This window comes from Roseibium sp. MMSF_3247 (assembly GCF_030733765.1).
In the GTDB taxonomy this organism is placed as follows: domain Bacteria; phylum Pseudomonadota; class Alphaproteobacteria; order Rhizobiales; family Stappiaceae; genus Roseibium.
On record NZ_JASHII010000002.1, the window covers coordinates 314,085 to 335,152 of the forward strand.

The following is a 21,068-nucleotide window of genomic DNA, read 5'->3' on the forward strand; positions in this document are numbered from 1 at the left end:
AGAAGCGCAGGGGAGTGCATTGAACGCAAGCGGCAAACCGCTCTGGCTTGAGGGAATGTTTCTCCGGCCCCAGCACCTCCAGCAATATGACCGCTGGATCGAAACCAATCTTGAGCACCGGGTGAAAGACCAGGCGCCCTACAGCTGGGGTGTGCGGAAACTTGAGTTTGATCCGGACGCCTTGCGGATCGGCCAGATTCAGATCGCGGACGCGGATATCGTCTTTCCGGATGGATCTGTTTTCAATACGTCGCTCCTGCACAAGGTTGCAGGCGCACGCGAAATCACATCGGAACATCAGGGCAAGAAGATCTATCTGGCTGTGCCGCTGAAGTCAGTCGGTGGACTGGAAGTCGGCGACGAAGCGCAAGGCAAACAGCGCTACACGCGGCATATGTCTGAGGCGCGCAACACGGCGGAAGCTGACCGGCCACCCGCCAATATCGCGGTTGGAACACTGACAGCCCGGTTGATCCTCGAAGGTGAAAGCCTTGATGAGACCGCCAATCTGCCGATCGCCGAGATTGAAGGTGTGGACGCGCAAGGTGCGGTGCAGCTTTCCGGCACCTTCATCCCCCCGGTAAAATTCGTTGCTGCAAGCAAGCCGTTGCTGGCGCATCTTGAAGAAGTGCGTAGCCTTCTGCGCAAGCGCGGCGAGATGATGGCCAGCAACGCGGCAGGGCAGGGCAGCAGTACACGCAACGGTCTCATGGACCTCATGATGCTCGGCGTCGTGAACCGCTACGAGGTTCTGATCGGTCATTTGATCATGTCCGGTCGGCACATGCCCGAGACAGTCTACCGGGACCTGATTTCGCTGATCGGCGAGATTTCCGCCTATGGGACCGACACCCGCAGGCCGCCTGAAATCCCGACCTACGACCATCGCGATCTGCGAATGACGTATCAGGGTTTGGTCGCCGTTCTGCGCAGCCTGCTCAGTTTTGTTGTCGAGCAAAACGCGATCAGCATCCCGCTCACGAAACGGGAATACGGGATCTGGCTGGGTGAAACCTCAGACCGGATGGTGTTCCAGGCGCGCTCGTTTGTGCTGATCGCCTATGCGAATGTGGATCTGGAAACCCTGCGCAAGCAGATGCCGATCCAGATCAAGATCGGCCCGGTCGAAAAGATTCGCGAGTTGGTCAATCTGCAGCTGCCCGGGATTGCGATCTCGCCACTCTCCGTGGCCCCCCGCCAAATCCCGTACATCCAGAACGCAGTCTACTTTTCATTGGATACCGACAATGAACTTTGGCCGCAAATGCAGACCACAGCCGCATTCGCGTTACACTTGAGCGGCGACTACCCGGGGTTGGGGCTAGAGCTCTGGGCAATCCACAAAGGCAAGTGACTTAGCAGCTGATGACGAATGACGACCTGGACCAACCGACCGTAGCGCAGCGCTTGTCGCCGCGGGCACGTACGTCCATGGCGCAGGGCTCGGCTGGGGCGGGCGATCCGGGCGATGAACCGACTGTTGCGTTCGTCAGTCAGCCTTCCGTTGCCCAACCCGCACAGCAAGCACAGCCTGACCCGGCTGCTCCGGTCTCGCAAAACGGCTCTTCTGTTGAATCCGCAACATCCATCGTCCGCCTGTTTGACCGAATTCCGGAACGGGTCCTGGTCCGCGCCGCTACGCCGTTGCTTTTGCTGATCGCGCACTTGCGCAGCGCAATTGACCGCGCCGATGTCGTTTCGCTCCGCCGCGAAGTCGTGGCTGAAATCGACAAGTTTGAGCAAACGGCTCAAAAGGAAGGCGTAGAAGCCGGCGACATCATTGCTGCGCGTTATGTTCTGTGTGCGACCGTTGACGAGACGGTCTTGATGACGCCTTGGGGGAGCCGCAGCGAGTGGAGTTCCAACAGTTTGCTGAACCAGTTTCACAATGAAACCTGGGGCGGTGAGAAGTTCTTTGGCATTTTGGACCGGATCAAGGGCGATGCGCCGCGCAAGATGCCGTTGCTTGTTTTGTTGCATGCCTGCCTGATGCTCGGGTTTGAGGGCCGCTACCGGGTTCTGGAAGGCGGCCGGGATCAGCTGGAAGATCTGCGCAACGAACTGTCACGACTGATCAAGCGCAACACGCGCATTAAGCCAGACCAGCCGCTGTCAAAAGTGTCCGAAGGCCATAAGGGCGGCCGGAAAGTGAGCGTTCTGCCGCCTATTTGGATCATCGGTATCATTGCCGTGTCGATCCTGTTTATTGCCTGGGCCTACAGCGATTTCATGCTGGAAGGTGAAATCGTCCCTCCGTTGAGCGCCATTGAAGCGCTCGAAGTGAAATAGGGGCGGCGGGTATGATCAGGACGTATTTCGCAAGCCTTTTGAGACCGGTAAGCCTGCTGATCCTATTGCTGCTGATCATCGTATCGGTTGCCATCTATTTCTTCGGTGGCATCGTCACGATTGCAGGCTTTACGCCGTTTGCGCAGACCGAGCCGCGGATCATTGCGATTGTCGCGCTCTTTGTTCTGTTCTTCCTGATTACATTCCTGCGCCATGTTCTGGCACGCCGGGCGAATGCCAAGCTTATCAACTCGATGCTTGCCAATGACGAATTGGTGTCCATGGGAACGGACATGTCAGCCGATGAGGTCGAGCTGATCCGGGAGCGGTTCGAAGCTGCCCTCCAGAAACTGCGCGACAACCCGCTGGACGGCAAACGGCGCCGGAATTTCCTGTTTGAACTGCCTTGGTACATCATCATTGGCCCGCCCGGCACGGGCAAAACCACGATCTTGCGTAATTCCGGGCTGGAATATCCGCTCGCCGAACATGGGCAAGAAGCGCTGCAAGGCATTGGCGGCACGCGCAACTGTGACTGGTGGATTTCCAATGAAGCCGTGATGATCGACACGGCCGGACGGTACACGACGCAGGACGTCAACAAGGGCGTTGATGCCGCAGCTTGGAATGGCTTTCTCGAGCTGCTTCTCAAGTTCCGCAGACGGCGTCCGGTCAACGGTATTTTGCTGACCATCAGCATTGAGGATGTGGCCGTTGCGGACGAGGACAGCCGGAAGCGTCAGGCGGAAATTCTGCGCCAGCGCCTGCGCGAACTACACCGAACATTCGGTATGCGCCTGCCGGTTTATGTCATGTTCACCAAGTGCGACTTGATCGCGGGGTTTGATGAGTATTTCGACGACCTGAAGCAACGCGAGCGGGATCAGGTCTGGGGCGTCACGCTGCCCTATGACCCGCAGCAGATCACCGTCGGACCGGCATTCGAGGCGGGTTTTACAGATCTTGTAGCGCGTCTGGAAAAGGACCTGCCAGGCACGCTGAGTGAAGAGCGGAACAACAGCCGCAGGTGCCGCATTTACGGCTTTCCGTATGAGTTCGGCTCTCTCTCAACGGTGTTGCGGAGCTTTTTGGCGGATGTTTTCCGCTCCAGTCGATACGAAGCGCAGCCTTTGTTGCGGGGCGTCTATTTCACGTCCGGAACGCAGGAAGGAACGCCGTTCGATCGTTTGCTCGGCGCAATGGGCCGCAGTTTCCAGCTCGCCCCATCTCATCAGATGCCGCTCAGCGGGCAGGGCAAATCCTATTTCATCAAGAACCTGCTCTCCAATATTGTCTTTCCCGAGCAGAACCTTGTGGGCGTTAACACCGGTTTGGAGCGTCGTCTGGCAGCGCTCTACGCAGGCGGTCTGGCGGCGCTGTGCGCCTTTGTCATCGGCATGTCGGCCTACTGGCTCGCCGGCCTCAATCACGCTGAGCAGACGGCGGAGAAGGTTGAAGAGCTGTCCAACCGGTTAAGTGTATTGCGCACGGAGGCAGACCAAAACCGCTCGCTCATCAGTATTCTGCCGACACTCAATGCCGCCAAGGCCTTGCGGGATGAGGTGATTGATCAAGAGAATTGGCTGACCATCACGCCATTCTCAATTGAGTCCCAGTCCAAGCTTCTTCCAGCTGCCACGAAGACCTACGATTCGTATCTGACCGAGTACCTTCTGCCGTCGATCGCCTCGCGTCTTGAGGCGCAAATCCAACTGGTTTCGAACACTACCGGTAGCAATTCGGCGCTACTGCGGGATCAACTCGAAACCTACCTCATGCTGACGACCGGGCAGAACTACAACGCCGACAAGGTTAGAAGCGCCTTCCGGTCGCAGAACGAGGCCGCGTTCGTGCTCAACCCGGAAAACCGGGGCGCAATGCAGGAGCACATGAACAACCTGATTCAGCTCCTGCCGATCCAGACGGCCGTTGATCAGCCGATCGTCCAGGAAGCCCGCGACCGGATCCAGCGCGTTCCGCAAGCAAGCGAAATCTATAACCGCATGGTGACGGATTCCGCGCAGCGTTACCGGGTCGCGCCGATCAATCTGACGCGCTCGCTCGGGGCCGGTGCGCTGTTCATCGACAGTGCAACAGCAGGTGGCCGCAGCCTGATCCCGGGCCTTTACACCAAGAACGGTTTTTACAACTTCTTCCTGGCCCGGCTTCCGGAATACATCCGCTCATCCATCGGGTCCGACTGGGTGCTCGGGGATAGCGTCAGTGATACGACCTACAACCGGCTCGCCCAGGAAATCGTCCGGATGTACACGCAGGACTACGTGCAGGCCTGGCGTGAAGGGATCAGCTATATCCGTGTCGTGGAAATCGGTTCCCTCGGCCGGGCCCAGATTGTCCTGCAGGACTTGTCGAGCCCGGATTCGCCGCTCACGAACGTATTGAATATCCTGCGCGAAAACACCCAGCTGCCGCTCCCAGGTTCCCAGCAGAACCAGGCGGCAACACAGGCGGCGTCCGCAGCATCCTCTGGTGCTGCTACAAGCCTTGCAGCTTCTGCCAGCGAAGCAGCTCAGAAGGCAGCCGTAGAGACGGCGTTCGGTGATGCGCCTTGGCCCGGGATCGCAATCGAAAATGCGTTCCGGCCGCTGAACAATCTGACCGATCCGACGAGCAGTCAGACACTCGACCGCGTTCAGCAGCTGTTCGGCGATCTTTATGGCAATGTGTCCGGCGTTGTGACGGCTCCGGACCCAACAAAAGCCGCTTACGACTTGGTTAAGGGAAGAGCGCAAACTCCGACCACCGACTCCTTCACGACCTTGCGGGCCGAAGCGTCCACCAAACCCGAACCTGTCCGGTCGATGGTTCTATCGATCGTGAACCGTACTTGGGATCTTTTGAACAAATCGGCCTATCTCTATCTGAACGGCCGGTGGAAAGATGAAGTCGTACCAGCCTGTACGTCCATCATCGCCGGGCGGTATCCGTTCGATCCGGATGCGCAAGAAGACGTCAGCTTGGAAGATTTCACGGATTTGCTCGGTCCCTCCGGTGTCATGGATGCGTTTTACAACGACTATCTGAAGCCGTTCATCGTGGTGCGCCGGCGGCAGTTCAGCCCGATCCAGACGCAAGGTGCGGGCCTGGGCTTGGCTCAGGAAACGCTCAACCAGATTTCCACGTCTCAGACAATCAAGGACGCGTTCTTTGCCAAAGGCGGCAGCAGTCCGGAGACCAAGTTCACCATCCGGCCGTCCTTCCTGGACCCGGAAGCCCTGCGCTCGACTTTGAAAATTGACGATGACTCGATCGTTTACCGGCACGGTCCGGTACGCGGCAAAGACTTCAGCTGGCCAAGCCAGGCGGATGCGAGCACCGCGGAACTGTCGATCACACTTCTCGACAATTCCAAGACCACAATTCTCAAGGAAGGCACCTGGGCGATCTTCCGGCTGTTGAGTGCCTCCGGCCTGTCTCGGGTCCGTGGCCGCGACCGGTTCGAGTTCTCGGTCGAAAAGGTTGTGAAGAAGGAACAACGCATCGACAACGGCACCAAGACGGTTGACGTCAGCTACAAGGGCAGCTTCGCCTTGAGTGCCGGCAGCGTTGTGAACCCGTTCAACCTTGGGCTCTATTCATCCTTCCGGTGCCCGCCAGCTCTTTAAAGCGGACCGGCCGGAAAACGTTTTGAACCATATGGACCAGGGAGGCTGGGGCGCATGCATATCTGCGGCTTTTTTGGCAAACGCCCCGCCGAACGAGATTTTGTCTTCGAGGGCTTGCCGGCGCGGGTAACCGACGCTTGGGCAAACATCGTGAGCAATTGGCTTCACGCCTGTACGACCGCTGCGCCGCAGACCTGGCACAACGCTTACTTCAGTGCCCCGGTCTGGCGATTTGCGCTGCCAGCCAATCATCTCGATGACCGCGCCTGGATAGGACTTGTTGCCGGATCTGCAGACACCATGGGCCGGACCTTCCCGTTGGCTGTTTTGATGTCGACGCATGTCGAGCAATTCAGCAACGACATTGTTTTCCAGATCGATGAAATTATGGATCGCCTGGAGCTTGACCTGCTGACGTTCCTTGCGGGCGAAAGCAACCGCCGCAATTTCCTCAACAGCGTCACAAACTGTTCAGCGGATATCAGGGCGGCGATAGATGAGCCGCCCTACAAGGTTTCGATGACGCTTCCCGACCTAGAGAGTGATGAAGCGGGCCTGTGCATCCCATGGACAGATCTGGTGGCTTCAAATGAAGTGCCAGCGCACATACTGGTGTGGCCGGAGACGGATAAAAAGAAAAAAAGATCATCCTCTCCGGGATATTGGTGGCATGAAGGGTCGCCGGAACGGGTTAGCGAGGTGTGTGTGTTCTCAGCCATGCCCGAAGCGGACGCCGCCCGGGGAATTTTCATGGGGCATTGGGAGGCTCAGGGCTGGCGTGAGCGGACTTGAAATAGCATGCTGTTATTTCCGGATCACACGGAGATAGCGCCTCAAACGGCAAAACGAAGACATGGTCACAGAAAAGAAAAAGACCGGAACAGGCCTGGAGATCGAAACCGCCACCCGGCAAGGCACGCGCCACAGTCAGAATGAAGACAATCATGTGTCCAAGCCCGAACATGCTCTGTTTGCTGTCTCTGACGGCATGGGAGGGCATCGGGATGGTCACCTAGCGAGCCGCGCTTTTGTCGAGGAGCTGCAAGTGATCGAGTTTGCAGACGGCGAAGGCGTGAACGAACGGCTCCAACGCATCGAAGCGGCCTTTCATCGTGTGAACGACCAGCTCTACGGCAGTTATCTGGAAAACCCGGATGCGGACATCAGCGGATGTACCGGTTTGACCCTGATCATCCACGACGGATATGCCGGGTGCCAGTGGGTCGGCGACAGCCGTCTTTATTTGTTGCGCCAAGGTCATCTCTTTCTTGTATCGGAAGACCATAGTGATGATCTGGGGCGGTTGACCCGCGCGCTCGGCTCACATGAAGACATCCTGGTCGACAGGCGTGTGATCGAGTTCTTGAAGGGCGACTGTTTTGTCCTGTGCACCGATGGCTTGTTCAAGGGGGCCAGCGAAACAACAATCGCAGATGCGCTTGCAGATGGAAGTGCGGGTGTCGCGGACCGTTTGGTTGCTCATGCGGTCGAAGGTGGATCATCGGACGACGTAACACTGATCACGGTGCGGCTGAACGACAATGGCTGAAGCAGACACGGATCTTGGCTATACGCTCGCCGTTGATACGATGGCGGAGCCAGCCGAAACCATGACCCCGATGCCGGGCCTTGTGCTGAAAGACCGGTATTTGCTGATCAAGGAAATCGGCCGGGGTGGGCAGTCCCTGGTTTTCAAGGCGCGGGATCTTGTTGCGGCAAAAGCGGGCCTGTCGAAAGCCGATGTTGCTTTGAAGATCATCACGGCGGGACCGGAGATAGAACCGGATTTTGTCGCCCTGATGCACCGGGAAGCGCGGCGCCTGCGGGACCTCGTCCATCCCAACATCGTTCGTGTGTACGACATGGACCGCGTTCAGAACCTGCATTTCATGGTGATGGAGTATCTGGAAGGGGACACGCTCTCCAGTTTCCTGCGCAAGGCGGAGGATCGCAAGCTTGAGCTCGCTCAGGTGATCCGGCTGGTGCAGGATTTGGGCTCGGCTCTCGAGTTTGCCCATGCCAACGGGATCATCCATTCCGACCTGAAACCCGGCAATGTCTTTGTGCAAACCGATGGCTCGGTCAAGCTGATCGACTTCAACATCTCCGCACCGATTGCACCGTCCTTGCGCAAGGATGAAGAAGACACCATCCGGATCTTGATCCGTCTTGGCGCAATCACTCCGAGTTATGCCTCGCCCCAGCGGTTGGAGGGCCACGAACCTTGCGCGGCCGATGATGTGTTCTCATTGGCGGTCATGGTCTACCTATGCCTTGCCGGACGCCGGCCGTTCGGTCCCAAAAACGCGCTGGAGGCCATGGAAGCGTCGGTTCAGCCAGAGAGGCCAGAGCATCTCTCTTCGGCGCAGTGGACGGCCTTGATGAAGGGTCTTGCGTTCGACGATGCAGGACGGACCCCGGAAGTCACGAATTTCGTGACGTCCTTCGCCGCGCAACGCCAATCTGCAGCCGATTGGATCCGGTCGCAGCTCAGTTGGTAGGTCAATGCCGGGTCAGATCCCGATCCTGAACCCGAAGTGACGGTCGCCCCGAGCTGAGCCTGTGAGCGCGGCATCGATATCAAGGACGTCCTCGTCCTCTTCAGATCGGGCGGCCGTTACCGAAAACTGGACAGCATTGAAAAGGGCGTCTGATATCTCGTCGAGCCGGGCTTGAAGATTTTTGGCAGACTCTTCTGCCGTCTTGGAACCTGACGGCGCCGTTGAAAAAGCCACCTGAAGAAGCGTGTTGAGCCGGGCCATGGAAAGTGCACGCGCAACACCTGCATCCGGCTCTTCCGACTTGCTGGCCGAGACCGTGCGGGACCCGACAAAATAAATCTCTGCCCGGTTGGCTTGGCCGCGCAAAACGTTGATCCCGGCTGAGGCAAGTGACAGAGCAGCATCTTGCGAAACAAAAGTCATGACGCTGTCCGCCACCGGTTTTCCGGCATTGGTGTGTTCCGCCGTTTCCAGTTGATCTATCGACAGTTTTTGACCCGCACCAAAGTCGGGCCATCCGTTTGCCGCTTGGGCGTGGAGAATGGACAGCAGGGCAACCCAGCTGGCGGGCAGACCAACATCGGCCGGTCCGTCATCATCAGCAATGAGGCGCCCCTTGTTCCAGAACAAGGCAAGACTGCTCGACGCCGGAGATTGTCGGAGGCTTGCAAACTGTTCAAAGCCGATTTGATCCAGCATCTGATGCGGCGTCTCCCGGCTGCCGACAGTGTCGGCGCTTGCTCCGGCAAAGTCCGGGGCGATGGTGCCGAGCAGGCACGTCGCATTTTCCGCTGCAACCGTGGCCAGACGTTTGAAATTGGAGGCGCCGTCCTTGGCGAGGCCGGATTCATTGGCGGCAAGAACCACGTCGAATGCGGCATAAGCGAGCACACCCTCCGGTTCTTCCAGGCTCGCCAAAACATCCTCGACCGCAGCTGTCGCGCTGACCTGAACGAGGAACAAGCGGATTGAGCTTTCGCGCGGCAATTCAGCCAGCAACATCCGCAGTGCGAGCCAGTTTTCCAGAACCTGATGCAGGCGGCGGTCTTTGAGGAATAGAGCGGCTTGGTCTTCGATCATTGCATCGAAAGAGGCGCCTCCGCCGGCATGTGCAGGTGTGGACGGCGCAGGTTTGCGCGGTTCACCACTGGAGGTCTGGGACAAGAATGCCTGGACGGCGTGCTTTGCAAGGTCCTGCGTGACTTCACTGTCCGACGATCTCTTCGGTGCTTCGACCATCGAGAACAGAGCATCCAGTCCGTCGTCTTCGTCTGATTTCGGATCTGAAGCAGGAGAACCCGATGTCTGGGGTTTGGGAGCTGCGCCACGAGATGCAGGTGTTTCCGGAGCTGAATGCGCACTCGATGATTTGGCTGCGTCCAAGAGCAGATCGAACCGTTGTCCATGATCGGCCAGTCCAGACACACCGCCCATTGCCATGGCAGTCTTGATCGTGGTGCGAAACTCAAGCGCCTTGCTAACGGAAGTGGGTTTGAAGTCTCGCAGACGTTTGAAAGACACATCTTCGATCAAGGTGGCTGGGAGCGTCCCGAGGATGTTTTTTGCCTCTACCGTCAGGGCTGGCGCGAGTTCGCTGATCAGCTCCGAGATATCCTTTCCGGTGATTTCCCGAAGACCGGCAACGGACGTTGCGAAGTCGCCAAAAATCAGAACACGGTAGGGCGGTGGCGGTTGCCTGTCCTGAGGCAGCGGCGTCCCATCGCCCAAGCCAACGGAAAACGACTTGATGCCGGTGAGAGTCTCATCGTCCTGAGCCATGGACCGGTCCTTTTCGTTTATCTGATATTCACGCGGGTCGGTGTCGCCTCAATCGCCAGGAACGCGAGGGTTTTTTGATCAATCACCACCCGTCCGTCGACACTATAGCCCGCCGCGCGGTCCGCGACATGTCCGGTCACTGCAAACTCGACGATAGGGCGCGAAGACCATTGACCGCTGCCAACCGGCGTCACGACGAGATCGAGCGTTAGCTTCTGCCCGTTGCTCATAATCTCTGTTGTTTGTCCAAGTGATTTGGCTTCCGACTTGCCGTCCAGATAAACTTGTGGCGTGCGGTTGCGCAGGTAATCGTAAATGCAGGCATGTAAGGAATCAGGCTCTTGTGTCGCAGGCCGCCAGGCACTCATGATGTTTCCTCCGTTTGCCCGCCGGTCGACGCCAGCCGGTTGTCTATGCGCGCATGGATGTCATCCGTCAGCTCCGGGATGAGCGTTGCCCAATGGCCAAATCGTGGCGCCTTCAGAACGTCCATGCTCGGATACCAAAGGCTTCGATCTGTTTCTGCGTACCAATACCATGGGGACATGTACTGCGCGATGACCAGTCCCGGTGTTCCGGCAGCCCCGGCACCATGCAGGATAATTCCGTCTGGCCCCACAACAAAATCGAGTGCGTGCAGCAGAGCCGCAAGATCGTCGAGGCGCTTGATGTGCGCGCCCGCATCAATAATTCCTTGATGCCCGGACAATTGTCTGCGGCTGTGATCCCAAACTGTGCTGACCAACGTGCCAGGCAAGGATCGCAACGCGGGCAGCAATGTATCAAGTGTCAGGCCGGGCTGCGCTTCGTTCCAGGCGATCCCGATCCACGGCTTCGGGAATTCAGAAAGGGCGTCCTGCCAACGTTTTAAAAGCTCCGGTTTGACCGGCAGATACGGACAGGGTCCGGTCACGCCACCCCGCAGATCGTTCGGCAATCCGAGGATCTGGGATATTGGAAGGGTCACCGGAGCGGCAGGTTGCTCAGCGTTGCCGTTCGGCGCGTCGTTCGGCAGAAAGTTGTTGTATCCGAAAAATCCGGAGAGCTGGGACAAGGTCGAAGGACCTGCTAGAGGAGCAGATTTGTCGCGGCCCGCTTGGTCCAGAAAGCGTGCAAGCACCATGAATTCCAGATTGGACAGACCGGGATCAATGACCATGACGGCTTCACTGACCCGTTGCTTCAACACGTCAGGATTTGTGTCCCCACTTTGGCCGCCGTTCAAGGTCGCAACGACCGGCTGTTCGAGCGTTGATGGCACTTTTTCAATTTGTCCGGTCGACAGGAAGGCATCGCGCAAGATGCTGAAGAGCCGCCCCCGGACCGCATCCTTCATGCCTGCTGCATTGGCCATCAGCGGCTCCAGCAGCTGTATGGCCTTTTCCGGTTCTCCGGCTAGGCGATAGGCCGTGCCCAGCGTCAGCGTTGCGTCCATCCGGTCCTTGGCACCTTTGGCAACGGGAGCAAACTCCCGCAAGGCTTCCAATGCTTCTCCGCGTTCCGCCTTAATCTTGATGTAGCTAAGCCAGGCGGGCATCAGATCCGGAAAAAGGGCCTTCGCGCGGCCGGCGATCCGCAAGGCTTCGCTCGTTTGACCGATCGCGGCAGCATTGTTGGCAAGCGACAGCATGAATTCCGGGTTTGTCGGTTCTTTCAGATGCGCTGCTTCAAAAAACGATGTGGCTTTCCCGTGGTCGCCAAGCGCTGTCAGTATCTGGCCGACAAAAGCTGACAGGTTGCTGTCGTCCGGTGCATTGCTCAAGGCTTCCTGGGCGATCATCAGAGCCGGAGAGAACAGACCGTAGGCATAATAAAGCCGCGATATGCCAAGCAAGATATCAGTGTCGCCGGTGTTTCGGCTCCGAACGGTGTTCAGGAGGTCTTCCGCTTCCGACAAGGCACCTGCTGAGGCCAAAAACTCGGCTTTCAAAAGAGCGGCCTGGGCATGATACGGATCAAGGGCGAGAGCTCGTTCCACCAATTTTTCAGCGTCTTCGGGCTTCTGGCTGATGATTGAGATCTTTGCGGCGAGTGTCAGAAAGCCCGGGTCCTGGCCGGTGACTGCGGTCGACTTCGACAACAGCGTTTGAGCCCCTTCCAGATCGCCGTTCGCCAGACGGGTTTCAATCAGACCGGACAAGGCCTCCGGATGGCCCGGCGAGACGTCCAGAATGCTTTCATACAGGAGCGCCGCATTATCGTGCCGGCCGGCCGACGCATGGTCTTTGGCCGCTTTCAGCCTATCATCAACTAGGAGCATTCAATTTCCGCAATCTGCTATTCCGAACAGCACTTTAGCCCACGCTGACGCGTTTGGCATCAAGCCGAACATCTTCTTCCGCCGTAATCATTGAGATGTCGCTGTTTTGAGTGGCGACGCTGTCAATGTTCTGAACCAGAATACCGGCCTTGAGCGTTTCAGTCTCCTTGACCGAGCTGCTGCGGCTTTGCGCAGTCGTCGTGATGGTCCGGGCATTGACCATCTTGTCCACCAGCGTTTCCATTGAGCGGGTGAAGTTGGTGATCAATTGCTTTCCGGTCTGGGTCACGCTTTCCGCCAGCACGTTCATACGCCGCGCACTCACGTGAACATCCGGTGCGGATACGGTGAGGCGCCCCTCCGATTTCAGCGCGACTTCCTTTGCACCTGCAACTCCGATTTCTGCAGATACATCGGCGTCGCGGGTCAGCACAGATAGTATGAATGCCTGGTCACCACCGCGATAAACCAGAACCGTATCGCCGATCGCGGGCGCCAAAAGACAACCGGCCGCTTGGCTTGCATGGATTTGCTCACCGTCCGACAAGGTCACCATGGCGTCCTGTTCTGTCAGGAGCGCCTTGACGATGCCGGTTTCAAGGCCGTTGCCGGGAGCGGGCGGCGGTGTCGCTGTTTTGGTTGTCGTTTCCGCCTTGCGGGATGTTTGTTTCTTCATAAGCGACTCTTTGGCGATGGGTTTGTCAGATCTGCGCCGTGCTGGCGATCTTGGCTTCCCACAATGATATCATGGACTTGACGTTTACATTCGCACATTCAGCGGCGATCTGTTCGGCAGTGATGCCGCCGGTGCTGACTTTCACAGGGGTTGCGGTTGCTTCCGTCGCTGTCGTGTCTACCTTGACGGCTTTGGATCTGAACGTCGCCCCAAGCACCTTGAGTTCACCTTCCTTGATTTCGGTTTTCCAGGCAAGGATATCTGTCTTGACCAGTCCGATATCGGTCTTCAGCAAATAAAAGGTGATCTTCGTGATCGGCTCGATATTGAGGCTAAATGCCAAATTGAATATGAATTCAGCCGCAATTTTGACCTGAATATTGCCGCCGCAGAACATTTTGAAGTACGTGCCGTAATGCCGTGTATCGGTGTGGGCATGGATCTCTTTGTATGAATTCGCGTGATAGATTTCATACTTGTTTGCTTCGTAGTATTTGCGCGAGACACTTGAGACTTTTTCGTATTGCTCGCCGTCGACCGTCTTTGTGTCTTTCCTGACAGTGGTATTGAGATCACCAAGTCCATTGGCGCCGGCGATCAAATTGATATTCTGTTCATTGCCGTTGGTGTCAGTACCGGACTGGATCGTGATCGCTCCTTCATCCGACTGGATGTGCATGGCACCTTTTGGATTTAGGTAGAATTTCTCGCCGCCCCGGATCAGGATCCGGCCATCGCAGGCCATGAGGATGCCTTTCCCCCCGCCAGCTGCATTTGTGTAGATCGCATCACCCGCTTCATCGGCGATGTGTTGTGCCGGAAAATAGGCGGAGTAGGTAGCAGCGCCTGCATTGTAGGCGGTTTGTTCGACATCGGCGTATTCCCCAAGACGCAGCAGGGTGCCAAGGCCTGAGTCGTCCGCAGACGTATTCGCGGCACCTGGTGTGCTTGGGACGTAAAAGTAGGTGTATGTGGTTTGGTAGTGAGTGCCCGTGTCGTCTTCGACAAGGGCATCACTATCCGTCACATTGCTCAGGGAGGTGTTCAGATCGGACAAAGCCGCGGTCAGGGAATTGATCTGCGTATCATAGGCCGAAGACATTCTATGTCCTCCCAATGTGGGTCTTTGCAGACCCTACGCGGAACCGTCGCTGATCTGCATGATAATGCCGGAAGCTGTCCGGGTTCTGTGCGCGACATTCTGGTTTGTCGCCGTGACAGGGTTGACCTGCTCCCCGTTCGATACCGCGCCCAAAATGACCGGGCGGTCCGGATCGCCGTGCAGAAAGCCGAGCAACACCTCTGTGCCGATCAACAGTGTGGAGTGGGACCCGTAGCCGTCTCCGCCGCCATAAGGTTCCATTTTCCGAACGACATAGCTTGCTTTGCCCTGCGACAGGCCGCTTTCCTCGTCCAGAATCCTGACGCGGTAACGGCCAGCGCTGTCGAGTTCGGCGCGCTTTCCTTCGGTCTCACCATCGATCACTGCGGAAATGTACCCCGGGATAGATGGCTTTGGTGTGACAATGGATGGCCGGAAGCCATTGTCGAACGGAACACAAACAAAGCTGTTGCGATAGGGTTCTGGTGTCATGTGGGCCGAACTGAAGCCGAGCGGCGTTGTGTTGACGCAGCTGTGGGTGACTTCGGTCACGATGTAAAGACCGTCAAGATCCCGGATCGGATGGTCCTTCAACTGAAAGAAGTATCCCGGGCGCAGGAGCGGAATGTTGCTTTCGCCAACGAATTGCTGTCGTTCCGTTTCAACGAGTTCGACCCGCCGCTTGGCGATGAAGTTGCCTTCTGAAACGGTTGCATAGTGCTCACCATAGCGGGTGGTGATGCCCTGGCCGGGGAAGCTGGCGTCTTGAGAGACGAACAGGTCTACCTTCGGGGTTTCCTCGTTGTATTCCCGCAAAGCCACTGTGCCGCTTTGGGTGATGAATTTCTGGTTGAACGACCAGATGCCGAAGTCGCCGGTGCCCATCACCTGTTCTTTGCTGCGATAGGACAGCTCTTCAGTGATCTGTTTGCCGGAGAGCTTTGTGAAATGCTCCTTCCGATCGCCGAAGACAACCTTCTCCTTGTCACTGGAATGATCGAAGGAAAAGAAGATGCCGAACCGCTCACACATGCGCTTCAGAAAATTCAGGTCGTGCTCCCGGTACTGCATGACGAAATGCAGTTTCGGGTAATCCCCGCTGGACGGCAGCATGTCGTACTGGATCTGGCGCGGAACGCGGCTCGAACTGGTGTTCGAGTTCTTCTTGTTCGCATCGCTCAGCTCGCTCGTCAGGATATCAACAACGGTGACATCCTTGTCCGTGCCATACACCTGGTTTTGGGCGCTGTGCCGCAGCATGGAGAGTTCAGGTTCAATGACGAAGCGGTAACAGAACTCGCGGTTCGGTGTCGGGTCGCGTGTCTCTGCGCCTTCAATGACACCCTGCGCCTGCATCTTTTCTTCGCCCATCTCCAGTGTGAGCGTGGCGGCCTTGCCCATCATATCGGGCAGCTTGATAGGGTCTTTCGAGACGATATCAGTTGTAAACCGATACCCGTCGGTCAGGGCTTCAACGCCGTGAAGGGCTTCGACATACACGTCGCTGCTCGATACGCCGGGCAGGGTGATCGACATTTTTCCCTGCATCGCTTCGCTGCTCATTGTCTGATCTCCTCTTCTGCCGTCGCGCCGCTTATAGGCTCGGGTTCAGCAGACGTATTTGTGACGGTACCAGAGTGGTGCCGACAGAATTGGGTGAAACGCCGTTCTGCGCTGTCGGGTCCAAAAGTGCGCGGGTGGCCGGCATGCACTGAAGGAAAAGTTTGGTGGAGCCCTTCACGTTCCGGCTGTTGGAACACACCATCCCTGAAGCCACGCCGGGGCCGGGCCCACTGACCGTAACCGGTGCCAAGTTTGTCATATTATGCGCGGGCATGCACATGATGAGTGAGCGGAAACAGGTCGGGATTTCCGTCACCCGGAACCCCATGGAAAAGAGCGGGATCGGGACCGGGCCGACCGGTGTTGTCTGCAGGTAGATATCCGGAACCGAGAAGTCCATTCCGGGGATCGGGCCTTGTGAGTTTACAAACACCATCAGAGTGTCCCTCCTTGGCTCGCACCATCGCCGTCTAGGGCGACCTTGTCGGGCCTGTATAATTCTGCAATCGCACGATGAGTATCGGTCTCGATCCGGCTGCCGGATGTGCCGAGCATCACAGTCTGTTCGGTCTTGGTTGCATGCAATTTCGTAAGGTTAAAATTGCTTGCCGAGAGAGAGGCGCCCGACAGGTCGGCGTGCGAGAATTCGACCTGACGCAGATCGCATTGCTCAAACAGTGCTGCCCGGCAATCCGCCTCCTGAAAGACGGCTGAAAACAGCTGCGAACTGTTGAATCGGGCACCAGAAAGACCGGCACCTGCAAAGTTCGCCATGGTCAGCTGGCTGCTTGAGAGATCCACGCCGTCCAGTTTGCTTTTCGTGAACCCGGTCGTGTTTGCCGTAACGCCGCGCAGGCTTGCGCCTTCAAAATCACATTCGGCAAACACGGACGCGCTGAGGTTGGCACCGTTCAAATTGGTGCCTTTGAATTCGCCCTTGTGGAACGTGCAGTGCTGCCAGGATTGACCGGATAGATCGAGCCCGGAGAGGTTCGCATCAGCAAACACGGCAATGTCGATAAAGGTGCCGGTGATATCCACCGGCCGCAGATCGGCATCGGTTAGCATGAAGTTTGACAGAACCGCGTTTGCGAAGCTGGCGCCCGTCACGTCTGATGCCAAAACGACCGCCCGATAGAAACTCGCTTTGGAAAAGTCGGCATCCATAAGGTCCGGCTGCGCAAAGGACACCTGATCGAACGTGCTGCCCGAAAAGTTGCAGTTGCTGGCGTTCCCGGCAACGATCTGGGCGCGCTCAACATACGTGTCGCGCATTTCCGACGCATCCATGTCGCAGGACACGATCTGGGTGTTTTTCAGATTACAGCCATTGAAACGCGCGCCTTTGAGCGTGCATGAGACAATTTGGGCATCCGTTAGGGTCGCCCCGGAAAAGTCGCACCCGGTCAAGTCGCACTCGATAAACCTGATCCCGGCAAGGTTCATGTTTGCGAAGGACATTCCCGAGGCGATGCGGAGCATGATCGGTTGTTCATGGGCGTGGAACGCCGTGACATCTTCAAACGTGATCGGTTTTCTGTCCGGCATCTTAGGCATGGGTCGGTTGCTCCAGAAGTGTCATGCCAAGGTTGGCGCCGGAGAAATCGCAGCTGGCGAGTTTGGCCTCAAGCAAGTCTGCAGCGAAGAGATTGGCAGCCCGCATCGAGCAGCGCCGAAGATCGACACCGGTGAGCGCAGCGGCAAAAAGATTGGCCCCAAAGAAATCACTGCCCGCAAAATTGGACCGGCCGAACAGCGAGTTGCGGAATGAAGACAACCTGAAATCATTGGCTTCCAGGTTACATGCGTTGAAGAAACAAGCGGTCCCGCTCGCCCTCAAAAAACAGCATTCGGGCATTTCGGCCGTGTTGAACGAGCTCTCGGTCGCATGAAGTCCGTCAAAGCGCGAGCCGGTCAGATCGCTTGCGCCCATGATGCCAACGGACAGCCATTTGCCGTTGATCGCGCGCATCCCCGGTGCCTTCACTTCCATAAAGCCAATGCGTTCCAGGTCGCTGTCGCTTAAGTCCAGGCCCTTCATGGATAGGGTCACGAACATGGTCCGGAGCAATTTGGAGCTTGTCGCTTTAAATCCGTCCGCCGATCCGGTCAGGATCTGACAATCGGTGATCCGGCTTTGCTTGAGTTGCATGTCGTCGATGTTGGTTTCAATCAGGCGCACCTTCTCAAGATCTGCTCCGGTGCCAGTCGATCCCGAAAGGTCCGATTGGATGATCAGGAGGTCATGCAGTTTTGCCCGGTCGAGCGCCATTTCCTGTGCGCTTGCCTTGTTCAGGTTGGCGCGAGTCATGTCGCAGTCGGAAAAGTCGACACCCGTGAGCGTTGCCCCGGAAAAGACAGCACCTGTCAAGTTCGAGCCGGTGAACCGGGCGTCTGTCAGGTCTGATTGCTCAAAGAACGTACCGGAAAGATCCATGCCGCTGAAATCAACGCCGCGCAGATCTGCGCCAGCAAGATCGGCACCTTTGAAATCGTGACCATCGCGCAGTTTTCCGGTGACAAACGCACCGAGACGGATTGGAACCCCCTCGGGCAAGGCCTCAAGTGGAAACAACGGGGCAGGGGATTGCTGGCGGGCTGTTGCCATGGAGTCTTCCATGGTCTCTTCCGCCTCGTCCATACGGTCCTTGGCCGTTGCCACCGACGCCAGGGCCGTCTCAGATGGTGTTTGGCCTTCAGGCGGCTGCGGCCCGTCTGCTTGCATGCCCTCAACCCGCTCCAAAAGGGTTTCAAGCATTTCACCCGGCTTGTCTTTCGGGATAATGGGGGAGTTGAGTTTGGACAGCCCTTCTTCCAGCTTGGCAGTCAGGTCGTCCATCGGCATGTCATCTGGTTGACTTGCCAAGAGGTCTTTGAACGATGATTGTTTTGCTGCGGGCGCAGGCGTGGCTTCGGCCAGCTCCCCGATCATCGCACTGAACTGGTCGTCAATGGCGTCTGCTGGCGGTTTCATGGCCTCGTCCAAGCCCTCTAGCTGGGACAAGTCCATTTCGTCTATGGCCTTCCGGGCGTCGGCCAGAATGCTGCCTTCCGGCTGCTTCATCGCCCGGGCAACCGCCTTGGTATACGCGAGCTCGATGTCCTCTTCCGATGGGGCTTCCGGTTCGCCGAAGATGCCCGCCAACGTTTCATCCAATGCCCCGGCAGCGTCGGGATTGTCGTCCAGTCCCGCAAACGGACCGGACGGTGAGCGATCTTTCAGGGCCGTCAGTTGGCCTGTGACTTCCTGAAGGCCGGACGCTAAGTCCGGGTCGAGTTCAAGATCTGAAAATCGGGCTATGAAAGCGTCATCGACAATTGGTTTCTTGGCGTGTGGCGGCAGCAGCTTGGGCGGTGTTGCTGCGACAATTGCTCGGCGCTGGAGCTCTGCTTTGGCCAGTTCGCGGTCGCGTTTTTCCAAAAGGGCGTCTTCAACCGCTTTGACGTCATCCAGAAGGGCGGCCAGATCCAGGTCACCGTTTTCAAGTTCTTCCGGGGTGGGTTGGGCAACCAGAGGAATATCGTCGATGATGTCTGACTTGGGCGGCGGGACGAGGTCACCCGGCAGGCCCTCATCTTCCAGCATCTTGCGCGCTGCCCAGTTCTGGTTGTCCATGAACTTCTGCCGGTCGGCCGCAGCCTTTTCCAGTTTGGCTTCGCGCTTGGCGCTGAGGATTGCTGGATCGACGTCCGGCATCAACTGATAGTCGGCCAGCGCATATTTGTGTGCTTCGTCTTTTGATGTCCGTTTCTGATAGACATCAGCATAGTAGGCAGCGTCCCGGCTGACGGCATCCGTCTCTTCCAGTCCAACCATGATGGCCGCAACGTCTTCTGCAAACCGGTCTGTGCCACGCAATAGGCCGCGGAATGTCAGAACGGCCTTTTGAACATTCGGAAAAATTGTGACGGTATCGCAGCGCATCGTTGTCTCGATGAGCTCATTTGCATCGGTCAGCTTGTAAAAGCACCGGGCGGTCAGGCGCGGCAGTTGTCCGCCAACGGATGCCTCACCGCGCGACATGCCGGTGATCGCAAATGTTTCCCCGCCTTCAAAGAAACCATCGAACCGTTGATCCTCTGGCGCCTCGCAGTGATAGAGCGGATTGAAGTCATCCGGTTTTAGTGGCGAGATATGGTCGATCCAATGCTGATCATATGTGCCGAGATACTTCAGGCGCGCGGCGTCATCCGCTGCGATTGGTCCGAAATGAGCTGGAACGGGTTGGTCATCCGGCGCCTTGATCAGCCCTGCGGGATCTTCAACATTCGGAAGCGGCGCATCGTACCCGGCCTCCAGAATGCTCCTTGCCCCGTGTCCTTTACCACGCGCATTCGGTGCGTAGTTCGGGCCGCCAAAGGCCTGCGCTTCGCCAATCGGCATTTTGAGGAACGGAACCGGCCGGCTCATTTGCACGCCTTGGTCCGTCAGTTGCCAGACGCGATCGCCGAAAACGGCGAGCTCTTTATGAAACCGGTCAAACCGAACAGAGACGCGGATGCCTTCAATCGGGGCGTCAGTCGGTGACAGCGCATTGCCTGCAATAATCACTTCGCCCTTGGGCTTCAGCTGGCCCTTGTCGAAGATGGCACCATTGGGCATTTGCTCCGTCACCATTGGCCAAAGCGCTTGCTCGGTCAAAAGCCGGCCGGGCTCCTCGAAGTCAAACAGAGCATAAGCCGACACTGTGGTCAGCGCTCCGTCCTTCGTGGGGTCCGTTTGGTGCGCTACCGAAACCCGGGATGGTTTAATGATAGCTGGCAAAGGCCTTCTCCGTTGCGTTTGTTACTTCATCGAATGACGGGCCATTCGATCGATAGGAGCCTGTAATCTATAGGACGCAGACAGTGTCCCGCAAAAGTTACAATATCATCACATTCATACAGGTCCTTTCCAAGCAAGGTGAGGGACCGGCTACCTTGGGTCAATTGTCTAATATCTGCACATCTGGATTGAGAGTGCTCTAACGTTTTTTGGAAAAAGTGAATGATTTCAAAGAGCGTTTCGCGTGCGAATTGGAAGCAGACCGAAAAACAACGCGTGGAATGTGACGCAAATCACAAGGAGAATGCGCAGAGAATTGCACACCAGGTTCGGCACTGTGCAGTTTTCTGCACAGTTTAACACTTTCTTAAATCTGAAAATACAGAGCATAAAACATTGAAAAATATGGAAGTATTTGACTGATCGCCGATTTGGCACGCCGCTTGCCAAGTGTAGGGCGTTGGAGGCGAACATCCTCCTACCGGAATTTCGAAAGCTCACATACGG

15 protein-coding genes are annotated in these 21,068 nt (G+C 57.1%); 6 read left to right on the forward strand and 9 right to left on the reverse strand.

Annotated elements, in window-relative coordinates; genetic code table 11:
* Positions 1-19 precede the first annotated feature (19 nt).
* The 6 genes from tssK (at position 20) to RBB44_RS06975 (ending at position 8,416) form a co-directional block, all read left to right on the forward strand.
* Complete coding sequence (gene tssK, locus RBB44_RS06950) at positions 20-1,354, forward strand: type VI secretion system baseplate subunit TssK (protein WP_306146664.1); 1,335 nt, start codon at positions 20-22, stop codon at positions 1,352-1,354.
* Between the two features lie 11 nt (positions 1,355-1,365).
* Positions 1,366-2,289: a type IVB secretion system protein IcmH/DotU gene (gene icmH / locus RBB44_RS06955; RefSeq protein WP_306146666.1), complete on the forward strand. Its 924-nt coding sequence runs from the start codon at positions 1,366-1,368 to the stop codon at positions 2,287-2,289.
* Between the two features lie 11 nt (positions 2,290-2,300).
* On the forward strand, positions 2,301-5,915 hold the full coding sequence (tssM, locus tag RBB44_RS06960) for a type VI secretion system membrane subunit TssM (RefSeq protein WP_306146668.1): 3,615 nt from the start codon (positions 2,301-2,303) through the stop codon (positions 5,913-5,915).
* A 54-nt stretch (positions 5,916-5,969) separates the two neighbouring features.
* Positions 5,970-6,707 carry a type VI secretion system-associated protein TagF gene (gene tagF / locus RBB44_RS06965; RefSeq protein WP_306146670.1) on the forward strand — a complete coding sequence of 246 codons (738 nt, stop codon included), beginning with the start codon at positions 5,970-5,972 and terminating at the stop codon, positions 6,705-6,707.
* Positions 6,708-6,768: 61 nt separating this feature from the next.
* A complete protein-coding gene (locus RBB44_RS06970) occupies positions 6,769-7,464 on the forward strand; it encodes a PP2C family serine/threonine-protein phosphatase (RefSeq protein ID WP_209173360.1) in 696 nt (231 codons plus the stop codon).
* Positions 7,457-8,416: a serine/threonine-protein kinase gene (locus tag RBB44_RS06975; protein WP_306146672.1), complete on the forward strand. Its 960-nt coding sequence runs from the start codon at positions 7,457-7,459 to the stop codon at positions 8,414-8,416. Before RBB44_RS06970 ends, RBB44_RS06975 begins: the two co-directional genes overlap by 8 nt.
* Positions 8,417-8,428: 12 nt before the next feature.
* Here the strand turns inward: RBB44_RS06975 and RBB44_RS06980 are convergent, their stop codons facing one another.
* The 9 genes from RBB44_RS06980 to RBB44_RS07020 are packed head-to-tail and all read right to left on the reverse strand — an operon-like array spanning position 8,429 to position 20,561.
* A complete protein-coding gene (locus RBB44_RS06980) occupies positions 8,429-10,195 on the reverse strand; it encodes a hypothetical protein (RefSeq protein WP_306146674.1) in 1,767 nt (588 codons plus the stop codon).
* Positions 10,196-10,212: 17 nt separating this feature from the next.
* Positions 10,213-10,563 (reverse strand): hypothetical protein, encoded by a 351-nt coding sequence (locus tag RBB44_RS06985; RefSeq protein ID WP_209177465.1) that lies wholly within the window; start codon positions 10,561-10,563, stop codon positions 10,213-10,215.
* Positions 10,560-12,455: a tetratricopeptide repeat protein gene (locus tag RBB44_RS06990; protein WP_306146676.1), complete on the reverse strand. Its 1,896-nt coding sequence runs from the start codon at positions 12,453-12,455 to the stop codon at positions 10,560-10,562. The genes RBB44_RS06985 and RBB44_RS06990 overlap by 4 nt, the downstream gene beginning before the upstream one ends.
* 34 nt (positions 12,456-12,489) lie before the next feature.
* On the reverse strand, positions 12,490-13,131 hold the full coding sequence (locus RBB44_RS06995; RefSeq protein WP_306146677.1) for a DUF3540 domain-containing protein: 642 nt from the start codon (positions 13,129-13,131) through the stop codon (positions 12,490-12,492).
* Positions 13,132-13,156: 25 nt separating this feature from the next.
* Positions 13,157-14,233 (reverse strand): hypothetical protein, encoded by a 1,077-nt coding sequence (locus RBB44_RS07000; protein WP_306146678.1) that lies wholly within the window; start codon positions 14,231-14,233, stop codon positions 13,157-13,159.
* Positions 14,234-14,266: 33 nt separating this feature from the next.
* Positions 14,267-15,796 carry a type VI secretion system Vgr family protein gene (locus tag RBB44_RS07005; protein ID WP_306146679.1) on the reverse strand — a complete coding sequence of 510 codons (1,530 nt, stop codon included), beginning with the start codon at positions 15,794-15,796 and terminating at the stop codon, positions 14,267-14,269.
* Positions 15,797-15,827: 31 nt separating this feature from the next.
* The gene (locus RBB44_RS07010) at positions 15,828-16,232 is read right to left on the reverse strand and encodes a PAAR-like domain-containing protein (RefSeq protein WP_081450578.1); all 405 of its coding nucleotides are present in this window, start codon (positions 16,230-16,232) and stop codon (positions 15,828-15,830) included.
* Entirely contained in the window at positions 16,232-17,353 is a 1,122-nt protein-coding gene (locus RBB44_RS07015; protein WP_306146680.1) for a pentapeptide repeat-containing protein, read from the reverse strand. The genes RBB44_RS07010 and RBB44_RS07015 overlap by 1 nt, the downstream gene beginning before the upstream one ends.
* Entirely contained in the window at positions 17,346-20,561 is a 3,216-nt protein-coding gene (locus RBB44_RS07020; RefSeq protein ID WP_306146681.1) for a DUF2169 domain-containing protein, read from the reverse strand. Before RBB44_RS07020 ends, RBB44_RS07015 begins: the two co-directional genes overlap by 8 nt.
* Positions 20,562-21,068: the final 507 nt, after the last annotated feature.

Coding starts and splice junctions, on each gene's coding strand:
- icmH (WP_306146666.1), top strand. CDS start 1,366: ATGACGAATGACGACCTGGACCAACCGACCGTAGCGCAGCGCTTGTCG.
- tssM (WP_306146668.1), top strand. CDS start 2,301: ATGATCAGGACGTATTTCGCAAGCCTTTTGAGACCGGTAAGCCTGCTG.
- tagF (WP_306146670.1), top strand. CDS start 5,970: ATGCATATCTGCGGCTTTTTTGGCAAACGCCCCGCCGAACGAGATTTT.
- RBB44_RS06970 (WP_209173360.1), top strand. CDS start 6,769: ATGGTCACAGAAAAGAAAAAGACCGGAACAGGCCTGGAGATCGAAACC.
- RBB44_RS06975 (WP_306146672.1), top strand. CDS start 7,457: ATGGCTGAAGCAGACACGGATCTTGGCTATACGCTCGCCGTTGATACG.
- RBB44_RS06980 (WP_306146674.1), bottom strand. CDS start 10,195: ATGGCTCAGGACGATGAGACTCTCACCGGCATCAAGTCGTTTTCCGTT.
- RBB44_RS06985 (WP_209177465.1), bottom strand. CDS start 10,563: ATGAGTGCCTGGCGGCCTGCGACACAAGAGCCTGATTCCTTACATGCC.
- RBB44_RS06990 (WP_306146676.1), bottom strand. CDS start 12,455: ATGCTCCTAGTTGATGATAGGCTGAAAGCGGCCAAAGACCATGCGTCG.
- RBB44_RS06995 (WP_306146677.1), bottom strand. CDS start 13,131: ATGAAGAAACAAACATCCCGCAAGGCGGAAACGACAACCAAAACAGCG.
- RBB44_RS07000 (WP_306146678.1), bottom strand. CDS start 14,233: ATGTCTTCGGCCTATGATACGCAGATCAATTCCCTGACCGCGGCTTTG.
- RBB44_RS07005 (WP_306146679.1), bottom strand. CDS start 15,796: ATGAGCAGCGAAGCGATGCAGGGAAAAATGTCGATCACCCTGCCCGGC.
- RBB44_RS07010 (WP_081450578.1), bottom strand. CDS start 16,232: ATGGTGTTTGTAAACTCACAAGGCCCGATCCCCGGAATGGACTTCTCG.
- RBB44_RS07015 (WP_306146680.1), bottom strand. CDS start 17,353: ATGCCTAAGATGCCGGACAGAAAACCGATCACGTTTGAAGATGTCACG.